At 33.5% G+C, this 16,277-nt stretch carries 18 protein-coding genes and 4 tRNA genes; 16 read left to right on the top strand and 6 right to left on the bottom strand.

All coding sequences use genetic code 11. From position 1 onward, the window contains the following. Positions 1-10: 10 nt before the first annotated feature. The 9 genes from tuf to V6M85_RS10825 all read left to right on the top strand — a co-directional run bounded on the left by tuf (position 11) and on the right by V6M85_RS10825 (position 6,076). Positions 11-1,318, top strand: a complete 1,308-nt coding sequence (gene tuf / locus V6M85_RS10865; protein WP_338599908.1) for a translation elongation factor EF-1 subunit alpha — start codon at positions 11-13, stop codon at positions 1,316-1,318. Positions 1,319-1,346: 28 nt separating this feature from the next. Further along, positions 1,347-1,655, top strand: coding sequence for a 30S ribosomal protein S10 (rpsJ, locus tag V6M85_RS10860; RefSeq protein ID WP_009990464.1), 309 nt, complete (start codon positions 1,347-1,349; stop codon positions 1,653-1,655). A gap of 37 nt (positions 1,656-1,692) precedes the next feature. Then, positions 1,693-1,790 (top strand) — tRNA-Ser (locus tag V6M85_RS10855). 270 nt (positions 1,791-2,060) lie between these two features. After that, positions 2,061-2,161, top strand: a tRNA-Met gene (locus V6M85_RS10850). 298 nt (positions 2,162-2,459) lie between these two features. Beyond that, a tRNA-Asp gene (locus V6M85_RS10845) sits at positions 2,460-2,534 on the top strand. Positions 2,535-3,015: 481 nt separating this feature from the next. Then, complete coding sequence (locus tag V6M85_RS10840) at positions 3,016-3,906, top strand: DUF1464 family protein (protein WP_338599871.1); 891 nt, start codon at positions 3,016-3,018, stop codon at positions 3,904-3,906. Further along, the gene (locus tag V6M85_RS10835) at positions 3,870-4,769 is read left to right on the top strand and encodes a nucleotidyltransferase domain-containing protein (RefSeq protein ID WP_338599869.1); all 900 of its coding nucleotides are present in this window, start codon (positions 3,870-3,872) and stop codon (positions 4,767-4,769) included. The genes V6M85_RS10840 and V6M85_RS10835 overlap by 37 nt, the downstream gene beginning before the upstream one ends. Further along, positions 4,741-5,619, top strand: coding sequence for a triphosphoribosyl-dephospho-CoA synthase (locus V6M85_RS10830; protein ID WP_338599867.1), 879 nt, complete (start codon positions 4,741-4,743; stop codon positions 5,617-5,619). The genes V6M85_RS10835 and V6M85_RS10830 overlap by 29 nt, the downstream gene beginning before the upstream one ends. Further along, the gene (locus tag V6M85_RS10825; protein WP_338599864.1) at positions 5,573-6,076 is read left to right on the top strand and encodes a hypothetical protein; all 504 of its coding nucleotides are present in this window, start codon (positions 5,573-5,575) and stop codon (positions 6,074-6,076) included. Before V6M85_RS10830 ends, V6M85_RS10825 begins: the two co-directional genes overlap by 47 nt. On the opposite strand, the gene rimI is transcribed toward V6M85_RS10825, so the two are convergent. Next, positions 6,063-6,566 (bottom strand): ribosomal protein S18-alanine N-acetyltransferase, encoded by a 504-nt coding sequence (gene rimI / locus V6M85_RS10820; protein WP_338604755.1) that lies wholly within the window; start codon positions 6,564-6,566, stop codon positions 6,063-6,065. The two genes, V6M85_RS10825 and rimI, sit on opposite strands and share 14 nt — an antisense overlap. A 32-nt stretch (positions 6,567-6,598) precedes the next feature. Between rimI and coaBC the strand changes: the two genes are divergently transcribed. Further along, entirely contained in the window at positions 6,599-7,840 is a 1,242-nt protein-coding gene (coaBC, locus tag V6M85_RS10815; protein WP_338599861.1) for a bifunctional phosphopantothenoylcysteine decarboxylase/phosphopantothenate--cysteine ligase CoaBC, read from the top strand. Between the two features lie 49 nt (positions 7,841-7,889). Beyond that, positions 7,890-7,963 (top strand) — tRNA-His (locus V6M85_RS10810). A 1,225-nt stretch (positions 7,964-9,188) separates the two neighbouring features. On the opposite strand, the gene V6M85_RS10805 is transcribed toward V6M85_RS10810, so the two are convergent. Together V6M85_RS10805 and V6M85_RS10800 are read right to left on the bottom strand one after the other, a co-directional pair. Next, a complete protein-coding gene (locus V6M85_RS10805) occupies positions 9,189-9,605 on the bottom strand; it encodes a VapC toxin family PIN domain ribonuclease (RefSeq protein ID WP_338599858.1) in 417 nt (138 codons plus the stop codon). Between the two features lie 6 nt (positions 9,606-9,611). Further along, complete coding sequence (locus V6M85_RS10800; protein ID WP_338599855.1) at positions 9,612-9,866, bottom strand: VapB-type antitoxin; 255 nt, start codon at positions 9,864-9,866, stop codon at positions 9,612-9,614. Between the two features lie 658 nt (positions 9,867-10,524). On the opposite strand from V6M85_RS10800, the gene glmM reads away from it, so the two are divergent. The 3 genes from glmM to V6M85_RS10785 are packed head-to-tail and all read left to right on the top strand — an operon-like array spanning position 10,525 to position 12,741. Then, a complete protein-coding gene (gene glmM, locus V6M85_RS10795; protein ID WP_338599853.1) occupies positions 10,525-11,892 on the top strand; it encodes a phosphoglucosamine mutase in 1,368 nt (455 codons plus the stop codon). Next, positions 11,889-12,278 carry a Trm112 family protein gene (locus tag V6M85_RS10790; RefSeq protein ID WP_338599850.1) on the top strand — a complete coding sequence of 130 codons (390 nt, stop codon included), beginning with the start codon at positions 11,889-11,891 and terminating at the stop codon, positions 12,276-12,278. Before glmM ends, V6M85_RS10790 begins: the two co-directional genes overlap by 4 nt. 43 nt (positions 12,279-12,321) lie before the next feature. After that, positions 12,322-12,741, top strand: a complete 420-nt coding sequence (locus V6M85_RS10785; protein ID WP_338599848.1) for a DUF2153 domain-containing protein — start codon at positions 12,322-12,324, stop codon at positions 12,739-12,741. Positions 12,742-12,763: 22 nt separating this feature from the next. Here V6M85_RS10785 and V6M85_RS10780 read toward each other — a convergent pair whose 3' ends face one another. Together V6M85_RS10780 and V6M85_RS10775 are read right to left on the bottom strand one after the other, a co-directional pair. Then, the gene (locus V6M85_RS10780) at positions 12,764-13,231 is read right to left on the bottom strand and encodes a hypothetical protein (protein ID WP_338599846.1); all 468 of its coding nucleotides are present in this window, start codon (positions 13,229-13,231) and stop codon (positions 12,764-12,766) included. A 19-nt stretch (positions 13,232-13,250) separates the two neighbouring features. Then, a complete protein-coding gene (locus V6M85_RS10775) occupies positions 13,251-13,934 on the bottom strand; it encodes an orotidine 5'-phosphate decarboxylase / HUMPS family protein (RefSeq protein WP_338599844.1) in 684 nt (227 codons plus the stop codon). Between the two features lie 90 nt (positions 13,935-14,024). Here V6M85_RS10775 and V6M85_RS10770 point away from each other — a divergent pair, with 90 nt between their 5' ends. Next, entirely contained in the window at positions 14,025-15,629 is a 1,605-nt protein-coding gene (locus tag V6M85_RS10770; protein WP_338599842.1) for a CTP synthase, read from the top strand. Here V6M85_RS10770 and V6M85_RS10765 read toward each other — a convergent pair. Further along, positions 15,597-15,896, bottom strand: a complete 300-nt coding sequence (locus tag V6M85_RS10765; RefSeq protein ID WP_338599840.1) for an ArsR/SmtB family transcription factor — start codon at positions 15,894-15,896, stop codon at positions 15,597-15,599. The genes V6M85_RS10770 and V6M85_RS10765 overlap by 33 nt on opposite strands. A gap of 104 nt (positions 15,897-16,000) precedes the next feature. Here V6M85_RS10765 and V6M85_RS10760 point away from each other — a divergent pair, with 104 nt between their 5' ends. After that, positions 16,001-16,264 (top strand): U6 snRNA-associated Sm-like protein LSm6, encoded by a 264-nt coding sequence (locus V6M85_RS10760; protein WP_338599837.1) that lies wholly within the window; start codon positions 16,001-16,003, stop codon positions 16,262-16,264. Positions 16,265-16,277: the final 13 nt, after the last annotated feature.

The following is a 16,277-nucleotide window of genomic DNA, read 5'->3' as shown; positions in this document are numbered from 1 at the left end:
AGTGTTATAAATGTCTCAGAAGCCTCACCTTAACCTAATAGTAATAGGGCATATCGATCACGGTAAGAGTACATTAGTCGGAAGGCTATTAATGGATAGAGGTTTTATTGATGAGAAGACAGTAAAGGAAGCAGAAGAAGCAGCTAAAAAACTAGGTAAAGAAAGCGAGAAATTCGCATTCCTACTAGACAGATTAAAGGAAGAAAGAGAAAGAGGCGTAACAATAAATCTAACTTTCATGAGATTCGAAACGAAGAAGTACTTCTTTACGATAATTGACGCCCCTGGTCATAGAGACTTCGTAAAGAACATGATAACCGGTGCTAGTCAAGCAGATGCAGCTATTCTAGTAGTTTCTGCAAAGAAGGGTGAATATGAGGCCGGAATGAGTGCGGAAGGACAAACCAGAGAACATATAATTTTAGCTAAGACGATGGGATTAGATCAGATAATAGTTGCAATCAATAAGATGGATCTCACAGAGCCTCCTTATGATGAGAAACGTTACAAGGAAATCGTAGAGCAAGTAGGTAAATTTATGAGGAGTTATGGATTTAATATGAATAAAGTCAAATTTGTGCCAGTGGTCGCACCCACGGGTGAAAATGTTACTCATAAATCCGAGAATATGAAGTGGTATAATGGCCCAACCTTAGAGGAGTATTTAGATCAATTAGAACTACCACCAAAACCAGTAGACAAGCCATTGAGGATACCAATTCAAGATGTATATTCAATATCAGGTGTAGGTACAGTTCCTGTAGGTAGAATAGAGAGTGGAGTATTGAAAGTTGGTGATAAAATAGTATTCATGCCAGCAGGAAAGGTAGGAGAAGTGAGATCTATTGAAACTCACCACACTAAGTTAGAAAAAGCAGAGCCTGGAGATAATATAGGATTTAACGTTAGAGGTGTAGAAAAGAAAGATATAAAGAGAGGAGATGTAGCAGGTCATCCAAACAATCCACCCACAGTAGCTGATGAGTTCACTGCAAGAATAATAGTAGTTTGGCATCCCACAGCATTAGCAAACGGTTATACACCAGTAATTCACGTCCACACAGCTAGTGTAGCATGTAGAATTTCAGAATTAGTAGCGAGATTGGACCCAAGAACTGGACAAGAAGCTGAGAAGAATCCTCAGTTCTTAAAGCAGGGTGATGTAGCAATAGTTAAATTTAAGCCAATCAAACCATTATGCGTGGAGAAGTATAACGAATTCCCACCATTAGGCAGATTCGCAATGAGAGATATGGGTAAGACTGTAGGTGTCGGCGTGATTACAGACGTGAAGCCAGCTAAAGTAGAAATAAAGTGATTTAATTTTATTTTTTGTTGGTGATTTTATGCCTACAAAAGCAAGAATAAGGTTATGGAGTACTAATGTTGAAAATTTGAATTATGTAATTACGCAGATAAGAGGTATCGTTGAAAAAACAGGAATAGAGATGAGAGGTCCTATACCACTGCCTACTAGTAAACTAGAAGTCCCAATAATGCGACTACCTCATGGTGAAGGTAGGAAAAAATGGGAAAAATGGGAGATGCGCGTACATAAAAGGTTAATAGATATAGCAGCAGATGAGAGAGTAATGAGACAATTAATGAGAGTTAGAGTTCCGGAAGACGTATATATCGAAATCCAGCTAATATAAAAAAATCTTTTTATAGTTCTTGCAAAAAAATATTAGTGCCGGGGTGCCCGAGCGGACTAAGGGGCTGGCCTGGAGACTATTTCCAGGCAGCCAGTGGGGATCTTCCCCGCGCGGGTTCAAATCCCGCCCCCGGCGTTAAAAATTATATCTTACAAGTTTTCCCTAAATTATAATATTGCTGTAATTTAAACCCAATTGTGTAGAGATCCCATTTAGATATTCCAAATAGGCATTATATTTTAGAGAAATCATTCCATTTAATCTTGATTACGTAATTACAAAGTTACAATAGATATATGGGCAGATACTTTGTGGTCGATTTAATTATTAAGCTTAAAAATCAAAATCATGGTAACAATAACTTTAAAGGTTAAGTAGCATTTAAAATAAATGGCGGGGTAAAGTAGCGGGGTGGGCTAGCCTGGTAAGGCCGCGGGGCTCATATACTTGTAGGCACGCGTTGGGACACCCCGAGGTCCCTGGTTCAAATCCAGGCCCCGCTACCATTATTATTGATTCTTATATTTACTGTTTAGAGAATCTAAAAAGTTAGTATCCTAGGAAGTTATTATGTTATTGCTTTCTTAATTTTACTTGAGTAGAACCCTTAATTATCTTTACATGGATTATTCTAAAAATTAATCTTAACTTCAATGTCAAATCTTTAGCATTACTTTTATTATAAATAATCTTATGGGATTCTTGGTTCTCGGATAAGCGATGGTTTTTTAAGTGAGTTTTTATTACATACTTATACGATAACGTAGAGCGCAACACAAGTTCGAATCTTAAAGAATGGTAAATGCCGCGGTAGTCTAGCCCGGTCTAGGATGGGGGCCTGTCGAGCCCCTGACCCGGGTTCAAATCCCGGCCGCGGCGCATTGGGGGTCATAGCCCCCTACTACTCTTATTAAGAGCATTTCCGTTACTCTTCAAAAAATTTTTATCTCCATGCAAAATTAGTTTTTATAAAAAATACTCGATCGAGTATCGAGGTGCTTTATGAAAAATCTTCCGGAAAGGGGCAAACGGACGAGTTTTATATAGCAGAAGTGGATAATATCGACTTTGTTTAGGATTTTGACCATATTTATAGCATCTCTTGTAAGTGTATTAAGTTCGTTTATTGTATTTTATCTCATGTCATGTTAAGAAATAGTAAGAATGAGACGAATAACGTAATTTACAGTCTCAGAAATTTTGGGTTGACTATGCTTGTAACAGTATCAAAGAGAGCAAAGAAGTTATTGGAGTTGCTAACGTGGCATTTAGCAAGATATATTTTTATATTTGATTAATATGTTGTGATTGATGATGACGAAAAGCCGTATTGAATAGTGATATAGCGAGGCAGCCACTGATGATTTATGCAGGTATTGATCCTGGAAGTGAAACTTATGCTTTTGCATTTGTTGATGAGCTAGGAAATTTGATTAACTATTTTGAAATACCTACGGATTTGATTGAGAAGAATTCCATAGTTTTAGCTAAATTGATTGCAAATTATCGCCCTATGTCAATCGCTTTACCTTCTGGTCACGGTTTACCTTTTTATAATATAAGAAATATAGGTGGGAAAGAAATTTTTTTGCTTACACTGAAAGATCCTAATTCTCATGGTCCCTTAAGAGATTTTTTATTGGCATCTAGGCAGTATTTAAGCTCTTATAACTCTTTCACCGTGCCATCTGTTATTGAATTAGAGAGTGTGCCAACTGAAAAGAAAATTGACGTGATAGATAAAGGGACTGCAGACAAAGTAGCCTCAGCGTTTTTTTATAGAGTTTTTCTGAAGGTTGATGATTTCATTTTAATTGAAATGGGTAGAAAATTTTCCGCAATTATAGTTGTAATTAAAGGTAAAATAATAGATGGATATGGTGGTACCTATTTGAATGGCCTAGATGGAGAAGTTGCGTATCTTCTTAGTAAGTATTCTGGCATTAATAAATCAACAATTTATAACATTAATAGGAATTTAGATCTTATAAGAATAATTGCTGAATGGTATAGTCAAAAATATCACTTACCTATAATCGTATCTGGCTATAATAAGAACTCCTTAGACTTTGGCGAGAAGTATGACTTTAAATTTAAAGAGTCTGCTGTTGGTTCAGCTTTTATAGCTAATGCTTATTTTGGGGGTAATCTGCGTTATTACTTAGATATGTTAGAAAGCAGTGGAACTCCAATTTCATACGTGAGGCTGAGAGAGTGGGAAGAGGTTATTTCTTGGATAGGGACATTATAATTGATAAGGAGAATAATGTATATACAGTATTAACAAATTATAATCCTCCTGGTTATATATTTGCCTATCTCAAGTATATTTATACTGGTAAGGGAATTTGGAATGGATATGAAAGGGTATTGAAAAGATATGGAATACATAATCTTATTAAAGTTAAACAAAAATTCAATTTTGAAAGTTGTTATGATGCTTCCTTTCCCATAGTCAACCTTTCCAATATCGTTAAACATTTGAAACCCGAAGAGAAGCTACAAGAAATATTAAGCAGAAGTATAAATGACGAGATTTTATATAGGCTTATAGAGATTGTTGAAAAATATATACGAGTCGATAAGGTAGGCGTAACTGGATCTATCTTGTTGAATAGTTATCATAAAGATTCAGACATCGATCTAATAATATATGGGTGTAAAAAGACCTTAGACTTCATGGAGACATTTACGGGATTTGAGAAGGATTACGAATGGATATATGAAGCTAACGAAAATTATGGAATAGATTTTGCAGATATATTATACGATAATAGAAGACGTGGAGTTTATAAAGGTAAAAGGGTGTCAATTCTTTTTGTTGATGATAGACCCTGGAAATATTGTAGCGATGTATGCAAAAAGGTAGGCAGGATTAAATTTAGAGCTACGATTTCGGGTACTTGTGAGGCTTTATTTTATCCATCTATTGCAAATGTTATAAGTAATAATATTTATAATGTTAATAAGGTAGTAAGCTATGAGGGCATTTTCTCTTCTGCTTTATTTGGAGAGAGAGAAGTTGAAATTGAAGGCATGTTAATGAAATGCCAGAATGAGAATGTTGTAATTATTGGGGATATTGATGTTAGAGGATACGTTAAACCTTTGTAATGAAATTGCTTATATTCTGGCTCAAGCCTCATTGGTTGAATCGTATGTTTTTAAACCAGGCAATGCCAGTAGGTTCCAAGATCTTGCTAACGTAAAATACATTGATCTTGTAAGAAGTGCTACATTATCAAGCCAATATTATAGAGAGCTGTGCGTGAGAAGGGTTAAAGGGATAAAGAGGATATATGATACATTATACGACTTAGTAATCAGAGCTAGAAGGCTTGGATTTGAGTATCAACTCTTTGGTACCTATATGTTGTTGGCACCAATTGCGTATGAATCAATTGCAGTAAAAGATGTCTTTAGCTTAAAAAGAGGAGTAGGCTATGTTCTAAAACGCTTAGGAACTGATGAAGCTGGGTGGTTTATTAAAGCCTTAAGGGAACTAAGTTTAACTTATCTAGGTAAGTTAAGTTCAATGGATTATAGGGAAATAGAAAATATAGATTTTTTTAAACTTATGGAATTTTCATCTAAATATGATATTTTAGCATTAAATATTACAAATGAATACTTCATAACTTTTGAAGCGTATAAGATTATAAAAGAGAGAAAATGTGGATTTGAAAATGATATTCAAAGGGCTTTTATACGCATTCTTTCAGAATACCCAGATACGTTAATATTCAAAAAATATGGTGCTTCTGTTGCACTTAAGGTATCGAAGTTTGCTCGAATGATTTCCGATTGTCCATCTTCTCATGAGTTAAATCTGCTTAATGAATATTTGGTTGAAAATAGGTTTAATCCAGGATCAACAGCTGATCTTATAGCCTCAGCATTAGGTATATATTATCTAGATGAGTGGTATAAGAAAAATAACTTTGATAGCAGGTTTTCAATGTGATATAAATTTAATAGAATTACTTAACAATTTTGATACAGATCTTTTTATAGGTTTAGGAGATATAGAGTGCCCTCAATTTATAAGAAATTTTCAAGGTATAATCGGAGAAATGGAGGACGTTTCAATTCTGAAATATTTACGTAATAGTGGAAGATATTTTACTAGAATTTTAAATATATCTTCCGATTTTTCATCTGATATCGTAGTTACACATTATCCTCCAAAAGATTCGATCACCGGTATTATTGATAGTGTGAAGATAGGTTTAGAAAGTGTCTTATCTAAAGTCTTATCTAATCAACCTAAGATACTTTTTCATGCACACTCCGAGATTCAAGGCGACTATTATATAGGTAGGACCAGAGTAATATCTATAGGCAATTTAAATAGGGGATATTACGTGGAGTATTATCCGGAAAAAGATGAGATAAAATTCAAATCACTTATAAAGATCTAGCCATAAGGTAAGCGTCTTCTCCGTCGGCGTAATAATTCTTTAGAACTTTAACCTTTTTGAATCCAAGTTTCTCATATAAGCTTATTGCAGCATAATTACTAACTCTTACCTCAAGATAAACTTCCTCAGCATTATAATCGTTCTTCATACTTCTCATTGAATGTTCTAATAAAGACGTGGCTATTCCCTTTCTTCTATATTCCTCTAATACTGCTATGGAAACCACATGGCCTTTCCTAACCAGCGCAGGCAATTGCTTCAGATTACTAAATCCCCATTCTATTCTGGGCATAATATATCCTACTACCTTGTTCTCAACTACGGCTACGAAGAAGGCTAAGCCATATTCCTTTAGATGTTCTACAAAGAAATAATATGGATAATTTTCAGGTAGTGTTGCTCTATTTATTTTTATTATCTGATCTATATCGTCCATTCTTGCATTCCTTATAACAAAATCTTTTCCTTCAGTCTTTTCAGCGATTTCCATATCAATATCTTTATATAATGTAGTTAATATATATGCACACATACATGGTGCATCCTTCAAAGAAAATAATTGGGAGTATCAGTAAGGAATTGTCTGGAAAGAGAATATTATTAGCAGTAACTGGAAGTGTTGCAATTTATAAGTCTTTAGATTTAGCTAGAAACTTAATGAGATTTGGGGCAGAAGTAAATGTTATGATGAGTAAGGATGCCTCAAAGCTGATTTCTCCAGAGATGTTTAAATGGGCAACGGGAAATGATGTGAATGTTAGACTTACAGGCGATTTAGAGCATGTTACTTTAGCAGAAGATAATGACGTAATGATAATATCTCCCTCTACGGCTAATACCATAGTTAAAATAGCTTATGGAATAGCTGATACGCCAATAACTGTAACAGCGTTAAACTTCATCGGGATGAAGAAATCCTTAATCGTAGTCCCTTCTATGCATCTGCAAATGTATATATCTCCACAAGTCGTCAGTGCAATAGATAGGCTAAAAGGAATGGGAGTAGAAATAATTGAACCGGATATAGTAGGGGACATAGCACATTATCCAGAATTGGAATATTTAACATACAGAATAACATCATACATATTAAGAGGAAGAGACCTAGCTGGTCTCAACATATTGGTTACTGCGGGACCGACAAGGGAATATCTTGATACTGTCAGATTTATTTCTAATCCTAGCAGTGGAACAATGGGAATATCTATTGCAAATGAAGCTTATTTTAGAGGTGCTAATGTTAAGTTAGTCTCTGGTCCCATAAGCTCTAGATTAAGGCCATACGTTAAAGACATATCACATGTAGAATCTACAGAAGAAATGTTAAATGAAGTAACTAAGAATCTAGAAAAAGCTAAGTACGATGCTGTAATTCTCGCTGGTGCGCCTGCTGATTATAAGTTTAGTACTAAGTCAAATACAAAAATAGATAGTCATACGGAAATACCTAAGGTAGAATTAGAAAGAACTCCCAAAATTAGTGAGCATATTAAAAAATATGGAGTCTTCTTAGTAGGTTTCTCTGCAGAAACTGTAAATTCAGATGAGGAGTTGATTGAGAAGGCAAAGATTAAGATGAAAAGGCATGGTTTTGACTTAATTGTTGCTAATAACGTTAGAAGAAAAGATATAGGCTTCTCATCTGACTACAATGAAGTTATTGTAATAGACAAAATAGGGAATGTAAGGAAAATAGAAAAAAATTTCAAAACAGTTGTTGCTAGAAGGATACTAGACATAGTAAGGGAAGAACTAAGAAGATAACAAAAGAAGAGTTTAAAATAAGCCGGATAATGATATAGAATAGTGCTTGGCTCGGGTAGCTCAGCCTGGGAGAGCGCCGGGCTGTGGACCCGGAGGTCCCGGGTTCAAATCCCGGCCCGAGCCCTTCTTTATATTAAATTGAAAGAAAGTTCCTAGAAAGAGAAATTTTACGTAAGATGTTTTTGTTATATGACTTGTTATATGAGTTTTTCTAAGGGAGTGAGTAAATACTGTCATATAACTCTGTTAGATATTTTTGACAGTTTTTAGCGGGGAGTGAGGAGTTCCCAGATGATTAACTGAAAAAATTGATGAACCCACTAGAAAAAAAGAATGTTACAACATATTAATGAAAAATACGGAAAACCTAAGGAAATATCTTCTACTTACTGGTATCTTCTGAAAAAACGGTAAAAGGGAGGTGAGCGATAGCGTACCGAAGATCCTTCTAAACTATTATCTTTTGATGAATATACTAAATTACTGACTCCAGCTAGAAATGTAATAATCCCAGACTCTCTTACTAATGCTATACTCTATATTGATGCATTTATTAAAGGACTAGACGATATCTTCAAAAAATACCCTGAACTACAATCTTATACTGTTTCAAAAATTATGCCCATTTCAGATATGATAATCCTACTATCAACGGAATAACTATGTTCATAGGATTTCTATTATTGTCTTTGCCATATCAGATCTCATTTCATTATTGAGGCGATGACGAGAAGGGTAGACAGAAGATGAAGGCGTGATGGCTTGCTTAGCCTTATACTGTAATATTATTACTAATGAGATATTAATAGAGTGAAAATAAAAACCGAAAGATCTAAATACTTCAAAAGTCGAAATTAGAAAACGGGGGCATGGCGATGAATGGAGCGAGAGCTGATCCACGATGAACCCGTTACGAGCTGAGCCCCTTGTTAATTATCTTACTTCTATTAAAATAAGCTTAACGCCATTTCTCTTCTCTCAGTTTACTCTACGCGGTAGACATAAAATCATCACCTTGAAAAATAAATCTGAATTATTAAAAATATTTCTAAAATTTTAGTATATTTCAATACAAATTCGTTATCCACATCCTCTAACAAAGATAAGAAATAACCTATGATTTTCCCTATTTCTCTCACCCTTGGGAAAAACAAGTACGTAGCGCTGCCAAGTAATGAGAATTTAAGGTACCTATGATATCTATAATATGAGGCTAAAAGATAAGATTTGTATAGGATAAGGGATGAAGATAAGTGTCAAAAAATAGAAATAATTTATGCATTCATGACGAAACTATGGTATGTTTCAGACAAAGATTTACGTAAACCCTAATAGTAGACATGAAGATTTATATAAGGTCTCTAGGATCTATTCTCTTTATACTGTTTATCCTATCATATATATGGTTTGTTGAAATAATAGTTCTATCTTTATCGTAAAGCAAACAAGTGGCTATATTGTATGCATCAAAAATGGAAGCTATTCCATATTGACTCATCAAAGCCATAGCTAAGAGATCAGTGTCTATAGTAGTTGGGATCCATTCAATGTTAGGGATACTTTTTAAAGCACCTATCTTAATTAGTATATCTTGTATAGAAAAATTCAAATTGCGTAGAACATAATATATTTCATGAATTATTTCCCTATTTACGATAACAGTAAGTTCACCTTTAGCAATTTTTAATAGAAGTTTGTCTGCAATATCTTTTAGCTTATCTTTAGTTTTCAGATGAGCTATTAAGAGATCACTTTCGAGTAACATTTCAAATCACTTTTCTATAAATCCCTTCTTCTTAGCATTTTCTAACGCATCATTTTCGGCTTCCTTATCCGCAGCTTCCTTTAACTGTGAGACCTCAACGTCTATATTGGTAACATTAGATGTAGCTAGAATTGGATCTTTTGGAATTGGTATACCAATAAAGAAAGTTCCAGTATCAATTATTATCACTTCGCTAGAATTGGCTAGCTTTTTTGGTAATTTTATTCTTCCTCTATCATCAACTTTGGCTACATATCCCATAATTTACATTATTATTACACTTATATTAAATTTATCCCCAATTTAGGCTATAATATCCATAATGATCTAATATTTCCCCAATAGTATTAACTTAGACTCATTTTAAAAGTTATCTAACTGAAAAATATTGAAAATACATTATATCGTTAGGTAGTCAAGAGAGAGTGTCCGAATTGCATAAAATTCGGCCTATTTTAATATAAAGTATAAAATTAACTCTATGTTCCAAGTTATCACCTTAATTTGAGGTTAAATTGACTAACATAGATGTCAATTTGCTCAACTTAAGTATTATTCAGTTTTTCATTAATGGGATAGATTTCAAATAATTATTCACTGAATTTCTCTCATTTCGGACACTCTCAAGAGTTCTTTACGTATATAAATTTCTTGAAAAGACTTAGGAATATTCTTAGTTCAAAATATTCTGGGTTTGTGAGAAAAGATATAGAAATAATTTAGTCTTCATGATGAAACGAATTATTTCAATAATAACAATTAATAGATAAATAGTTAATAAGATGATAAAATAGTCTTCCTAATATTTTTCAATATCTGAGTTTACTCTACGTCAAGGCCGATTTTTAGTTAAATGTAGAGCTAGCTCTCGTAATTTCTATGCTTATCTTTATATCTTATAAGATAGTTATAGTACTATATGGGTAAGTTATTTGGAACAGATGGAATAAGGGGAATTACTAATAGTGAACTCCAACCCGAGTTTGCACTTAAAATAGGAAAGGCTATAGGTTCATATTTTGGCAGAGGTGCAAGGGTTTTAATAGGTAGGGATGTTAGAGCAGGTGGTGATATGTTACTTAAGGCTGTAGAGAGTGGGTTACTGAGTAGTGGCGTAATTGTTTATGAAGCAGGAATGGCTCCTACTCCTGCCTTTCAATATGCGGTAAAGACTATGGGATATGATGGTGGAGTTATCATAACTGCTAGTCATAACCCTGCTGAGTATAATGGTATTAAGGTCCTTTCTCCATATGGTATTGAAATATCTAGAGAAGATGAAGATAAGATTGAGGAGATTTATTTTAATAATAGGTTTAATTCTGTCGATTGGAATGAATTGATAAATGATGTTAAGAAGGAGAAAAGAGTTATAGATGTGTATGTAAAGGGTATTCTATCACACGTTGATGTGAATAAGATAAGAAGTAAAAGATATAAAGTGCTTATAGATCCTGCAAACAGCGTAGGTTCATTAACTACACCTATTGTTGCAAGAGAGCTGGGCTGTAAGGTTTTAACTATTAATGGAAATTTGGACCCATTATTTTCAGCTAGAACTCCAGAACCTACTTTTGATAGCCTTAAGGAAACTGCCCGTGTTGCAAGAGAATTAAATGTGGATTTAGCTGTAGCTCACGATGGTGATGCAGATAGAGCAATTTTCATAGATTCTGCTGGTAGAGTTCAATGGGGAGATAGAAGTGGTACACTACTCTCATACTGGGCTTCAGTAAAAGCTCCTAATTTACCTAAACGTATATTTACTGCAGTTTCCAGTTCTAGCCTTGTTGAGGAGTATTTAAAGAATTTTAATATAGAGGTAAAGTGGACCAAAGTGGGCAGTGTAGATATAGCACACATGCTATTTAAAGAAGGGGGAGTTGCTGGGTTTGAAGAGAATGGTGGCTTTATGTATCCTCCTCATCAAGCTGTAAGAGATGGGGCTATGTCTTTTGCTTTAATGTTAGATATGATGGCATCTGAAAATGAAACTTCAGCAAGTTTATTTAATAGACTTCCTGTGTATTATCTAGTAAAAACTAAAGTGAAAATCTCAGAAAATACTAATATTCAGAAAATTTATAATGAAGTAATTAATAAATACGGAAGATATGGAAACATAATAACGATAGATGGGATAAAAATAATTGGTAATGATTTTTGGCTTTTAGTGAGAAAAAGTGGAACAGAACCTATAATAAGGATACTAGTCGAAGCTAAAGATGAAAATAAATCCAAAGAATTAGCTCAAGAATTAGAGAAATTAGTGAGTGAATTAGTATGAAATATAGATTAATGGATTTACTTGCATGTCCCATGTGTAAACATTTCCCACTTAAACTTTATGTCTTTTCAGAAAAGGAAGTAGAAAGAGAGCTAAGTTCAGAAGATAAAAAGCCTTTATGTGAACTGTACTGTTCATTTAAGTCTTCTTATGTTAAGGACTTAAATTCGTCACCTCCATGTGAGGATTGCATTAGGCATGAGATAGTTGATGGACTACTCTTTTGTGAGTCTTGTAATAGATGGTATCCAATAATTGACGAAATTCCAAGGATGTTACCAGATAAGTTAAGAAAAGAAGAAGAGGACGTAAAGTTTTTAGAAAAATATAAGGAGAGAATTCCGAAAACTATATTAAGTAACGGTGTTCCGTTCCGTTTAAAATGAGCTTATTAATTTGTTTGAGGAGAGTATAATATGGTGTAAAGTAATGGAAAGTTCATTTATAGGGAATTTAGATGAATGGATAAAGTTGCAGAAGAATTTGTTATCAACTCTAAAGGATATGGAGAAAAAAGAGCCAACAGAAAGTATGGATAGATTAGATTTAATATTAGCATCTAGAACTGCATTTCAGCATATGATGAGAACCTTAAAGGCCTTTGATCAATGGTTGCAAGATCCAATGGTTATAAAACATATGCCTAGGGAAATGTTAGAGGATGTGAAGAATACCAGTTGGCAACTACTAGAGAAGTTATTAGAGTTGGATATTAGACATACCAGCCAGTTCAGAGAAATGATTTCTAAAATGAGTAAAGAGGGTAAATTGGATCCATTAATATGGACTAGGCCAGTAGCTGAGGAGCATCAAGAAAGAGAGAGAAGAGGCCCATTATCTACAATATAAAATAAAAATTATATAAATTTTATTATCTTCTTCTCAATTTCATTTCACTTTTTATTTTTAAGTTATATTCCTCATCATAGGCAGTTATTTTTGTTTTTATTTCATTTAATGTTTGAGCTAATTTATTCTTAAAATCTTCTTCTAATTGACTTTTCTCTAATGTTTCAATTCCATTATTAGATATATTAATTTTCTTAGATATTGGATCGTTTTCTACTAAGCCTAAATACAAGAGTGAAGTTAAATCCTCTTTTACCATTGGGCTAAAGACGTTATTACCTATTACATTAAATTGATATCCAAGATCAATACCTTTTTGCTTTAGTTCATATAACAACATTATTATTGACTTTTCCGTTAATTTCCCTATCTGTTTTATTATATATAACAGTTGCAATTTCCTTTTATCTTCATTTAATATGCTAGGGTTTATGACTTGTTTTGAAACCATTTTCAATTCTTTAGATTTCTGTTGACCTGGCTGTGACAATTTTAAACCCCATATATAATTATCTTCCGCCCTTTAATATGTTAACTATATCTTCAGCAGTTCTTCTTGGTTCTTTACTTTTAGTTATCGCACTGCCCACCACATATATATTTATTGGTAGTTCTATTAGTTCCATTATTCTATCTTTATTTAATCCTCCAGCTACTGATAATATTAAACCTAATTCAGATACTTTCTTTATCTCATTTTTTAGGTCTGCTATAGTTATGCCTCTGCTTTTTTGTACATCTAGACCTATATGCAATCCTATGATATCAACTCCCAGTTGTTTCAGTTCTTTTGCTCTTTCGTAGATGTTTTTAACGTTAATAAGATCAGCTTGAACAAGTAGATCTTCTTCTTTAGCTTTTCTAACTGCCGAGTAAATAGTAGAGTCATCCATTATTCCTAGAACTGTCATTACGTTCGCACCACCTAATTTCGCTATTTCTACCTCAACATCCCCTGCATCAGCAGTTTTTGTATCTGCAACAATAATTTTATCTGTATTTAGCAATAATTTTATTTTCCTAATTCCTTCTATCCCAGTTGATTTTAATAGAGGTGTCCCAATTTCAATTATTTCGTTTTCTAGGTCTTTTACTTCATTTACTATTTTTAATGCAGCATTAATATCTATAAAATCTAGTGCCACTTGCAAGAATTTTCCATTATGCAGTTTTTCAAGTAGTACCTCTCTCATCTATGGTAAATAATGGCTTAAAAAGTACTTAAAGTAATTGACAGTGACTTTTTATTTTATAGTCGTGAATGCAAATTACTGTGAATATTAGTGTCTACTAAGTACATAATCGTCACAGGTGGGGTCCTATCAAGCGTTGGTAAAGGTACATTAGTAGCGTCGATTGGAATGTTGCTTAAAAAAAGAGGATATAATGTTACGGCTGTAAAAATAGATCCTTATATTAATGTAGATGCCGGTACAATGAATCCTTATATGCATGGAGAGGTTTACGTTACTGATGATGGTGCAGAGACTGATTTAGATTTAGGTCATTATGAAAGATTTATGGATATTAACATGACTAGATATAATAATATAACTGCTGGTAAGGTATATTTTGAGGTCATAAAGAAAGAACGAGAGGGAAAATACTTAGGTCAAACTGTTCAAATTATCCCTCACGTCACAGATCAGATAAAAGATATGATAAGGCATGCCGCAAAGATAAATAACGCTGAGATTACACTAGTCGAAATAGGCGGAACAGTTGGGGATATAGAAAGTCTTCCATTCCTTGAAGCAGTAAGGCAACTTAAATTAGAAGAGGAGGATAATGTGGTTTTCGTTCATATAGCTCTAGTAGAATATTTATCTGTAACTGGAGAATTGAAAACTAAACCACTGCAACATAGTGTACAAGAATTGAGGAGAATTGGTATACAACCAGATTTCATAGTAGGTAGAGCCACTTTAGCTTTAGATGAAGAGACTAAACGTAAAATAGCTTTATTTACAAATGTTAAGGTAGATCATATAGTTTCCAGCTATGATGTGGATACACCATATGAAGTACCTATAGTTCTTGAGAAACAAGGACTAGTTACTAAGATACTTAATAAATTAAAATTAGAGGATCGTCCTATAGATCTTTCTGATTGGATAAATTTTGTTAACAATGTGAAAGGAATTAATAGCAAAAAAACTGTGAATATCGCATTAGTAGGAAAATATACCAAACTAAAAGATAGTTACATTAGTATTAAAGAGGCACTTTATCATGCTTCAGCGTATTTGGGAGTTAAACCTAATCTAATATGGATTGAATCATCTGATCTAGAGAAAGATTCTAATAATTTAGATGAGATTCTAGGAAAAGCGGATGGTATTATAGTCTTACCAGGGTTTGGAAGCAGAGGTGCTGAAGGTAAGATCAAAGCTATAAAGTATGCTAGGGAGCATAATATACCATTTTTAGGCATATGCTTCGGTTTTCAATTATCAGTTGTGGAGTTTGCGAGAAATGTATTAGGCTTAGTTGATGCAAATTCTACTGAAATAAATCCCAATACGAAAGACCCAGTAATTACTTTACTAGACGAACAGAAAAATGTGACTCAGCTTGGAGGGACGATGAGATTAGGTGCACAGAGAATTATATTAAAAGAAGGGACGTTTGCATATAAATTATATGGAAGGAAAATTGTATATGAGAGACATAGGCATAGATATGAAGTTAATCCTAAATATGTAGATATGTTGCAAGAGGCTGGCTTAGTTGTTTCCGGAGTTAGTGATAATGGATTAGTAGAAATTATAGAGTTACCAAAGCACAGGTTTTTTGTAGCTACTCAAGCTCATCCAGAGTTTAAGAGCAGACCAAATAATCCTTCCCCAATATACTTAGGATTCATTAAGGCCGCTGCTGGGCTTTAGGATTATTATTATTCTATCATATTTTGCTTTTATTACTTTTTTAATCCCTTTTATTCCATTTTGATATTCAACATCGACTAAACCTAAATTTTCAAGTTCTGCTATATGTGAGCTTATGTTTCCTTTACTCATCTTAAGTTTTTCAGTGAGTTCAGTTACACTCATCGGATAAACTGAGATTAATTGTAATATATTTATTCTTGTCATTGTAGATAAGGCTTTAGAAATTTCATAAATTTTCTCTGGGTCATCTATTATTAGATCCATAATTAATAGGTTCTTAGCGCAACTCTAATAAACAATAATGCATATATAATAGCAAGTCAAAGCATACAAGATAAAGTTTAAATTAAGAAATGGGGGTTGAGATTGTGCAAGCAAAAGTAGAAAATCCGTTGAAGAGTCTAAGAACTGCAGTAAATAGGATAGTATTAGTAAAGCTTAAGGATGGTTCTGAGTATATAGGAAAGTTAGAGCAAACTGATGGTACAATGAATTTAGTATTAAGAGATTGTACTGAAATTAGGGAAGGTACTTCTGAGCCTGTAGCAAAATATGGTAGAGTTCTCATAAGAGGTAGTAATATATTATTTATCAGCGTAGACTACGAAACCGTAATGAACACTGAGAAATAAGATTTAAATTATT

The sequence above is a fragment of the Sulfolobus tengchongensis genome, assembly GCF_036967215.1.
GTDB lineage: Archaea > Thermoproteota > Thermoprotei_A > Sulfolobales > Sulfolobaceae > Saccharolobus > Saccharolobus tengchongensis_A.
This window is presented reverse-complemented; position numbering and strand designations above follow the sequence as displayed.

Bases quoted from the DNA above. Each gene is read 5' to 3' on its own strand.
- tuf (WP_338599908.1), top strand. From the start codon at position 11: ATGTCTCAGAAGCCTCACCTTAACCTAATAGTAATAGGGCATATCGAT.
- rpsJ (WP_009990464.1), top strand. From the start codon at position 1,347: ATGCCTACAAAAGCAAGAATAAGGTTATGGAGTACTAATGTTGAAAAT.
- V6M85_RS10840 (WP_338599871.1), top strand. From the start codon at position 3,016: ATGATTTATGCAGGTATTGATCCTGGAAGTGAAACTTATGCTTTTGCA.
- V6M85_RS10830 (WP_338599867.1), top strand. From the start codon at position 4,741: ATGTTAGAGGATACGTTAAACCTTTGTAATGAAATTGCTTATATTCTG.
- V6M85_RS10825 (WP_338599864.1), top strand. From the start codon at position 5,573: ATGAGTGGTATAAGAAAAATAACTTTGATAGCAGGTTTTCAATGTGAT.
- rimI (WP_338604755.1), bottom strand. From the start codon at position 6,566: ATGGAAATCGCTGAAAAGACTGAAGGAAAAGATTTTGTTATAAGGAAT.
- coaBC (WP_338599861.1), top strand. From the start codon at position 6,599: ATGCACACATACATGGTGCATCCTTCAAAGAAAATAATTGGGAGTATC.
- V6M85_RS10805 (WP_338599858.1), bottom strand. From the start codon at position 9,605: ATGTTACTCGAAAGTGATCTCTTAATAGCTCATCTGAAAACTAAAGAT.
- V6M85_RS10800 (WP_338599855.1), bottom strand. From the start codon at position 9,866: ATGGGATATGTAGCCAAAGTTGATGATAGAGGAAGAATAAAATTACCA.
- glmM (WP_338599853.1), top strand. From the start codon at position 10,525: ATGGGTAAGTTATTTGGAACAGATGGAATAAGGGGAATTACTAATAGT.
- V6M85_RS10790 (WP_338599850.1), top strand. From the start codon at position 11,889: ATGAAATATAGATTAATGGATTTACTTGCATGTCCCATGTGTAAACAT.
- V6M85_RS10785 (WP_338599848.1), top strand. From the start codon at position 12,322: ATGGAAAGTTCATTTATAGGGAATTTAGATGAATGGATAAAGTTGCAG.
- V6M85_RS10775 (WP_338599844.1), bottom strand. From the start codon at position 13,934: ATGAGAGAGGTACTACTTGAAAAACTGCATAATGGAAAATTCTTGCAA.
- V6M85_RS10765 (WP_338599840.1), bottom strand. From the start codon at position 15,896: ATGGATCTAATAATAGATGACCCAGAGAAAATTTATGAAATTTCTAAA.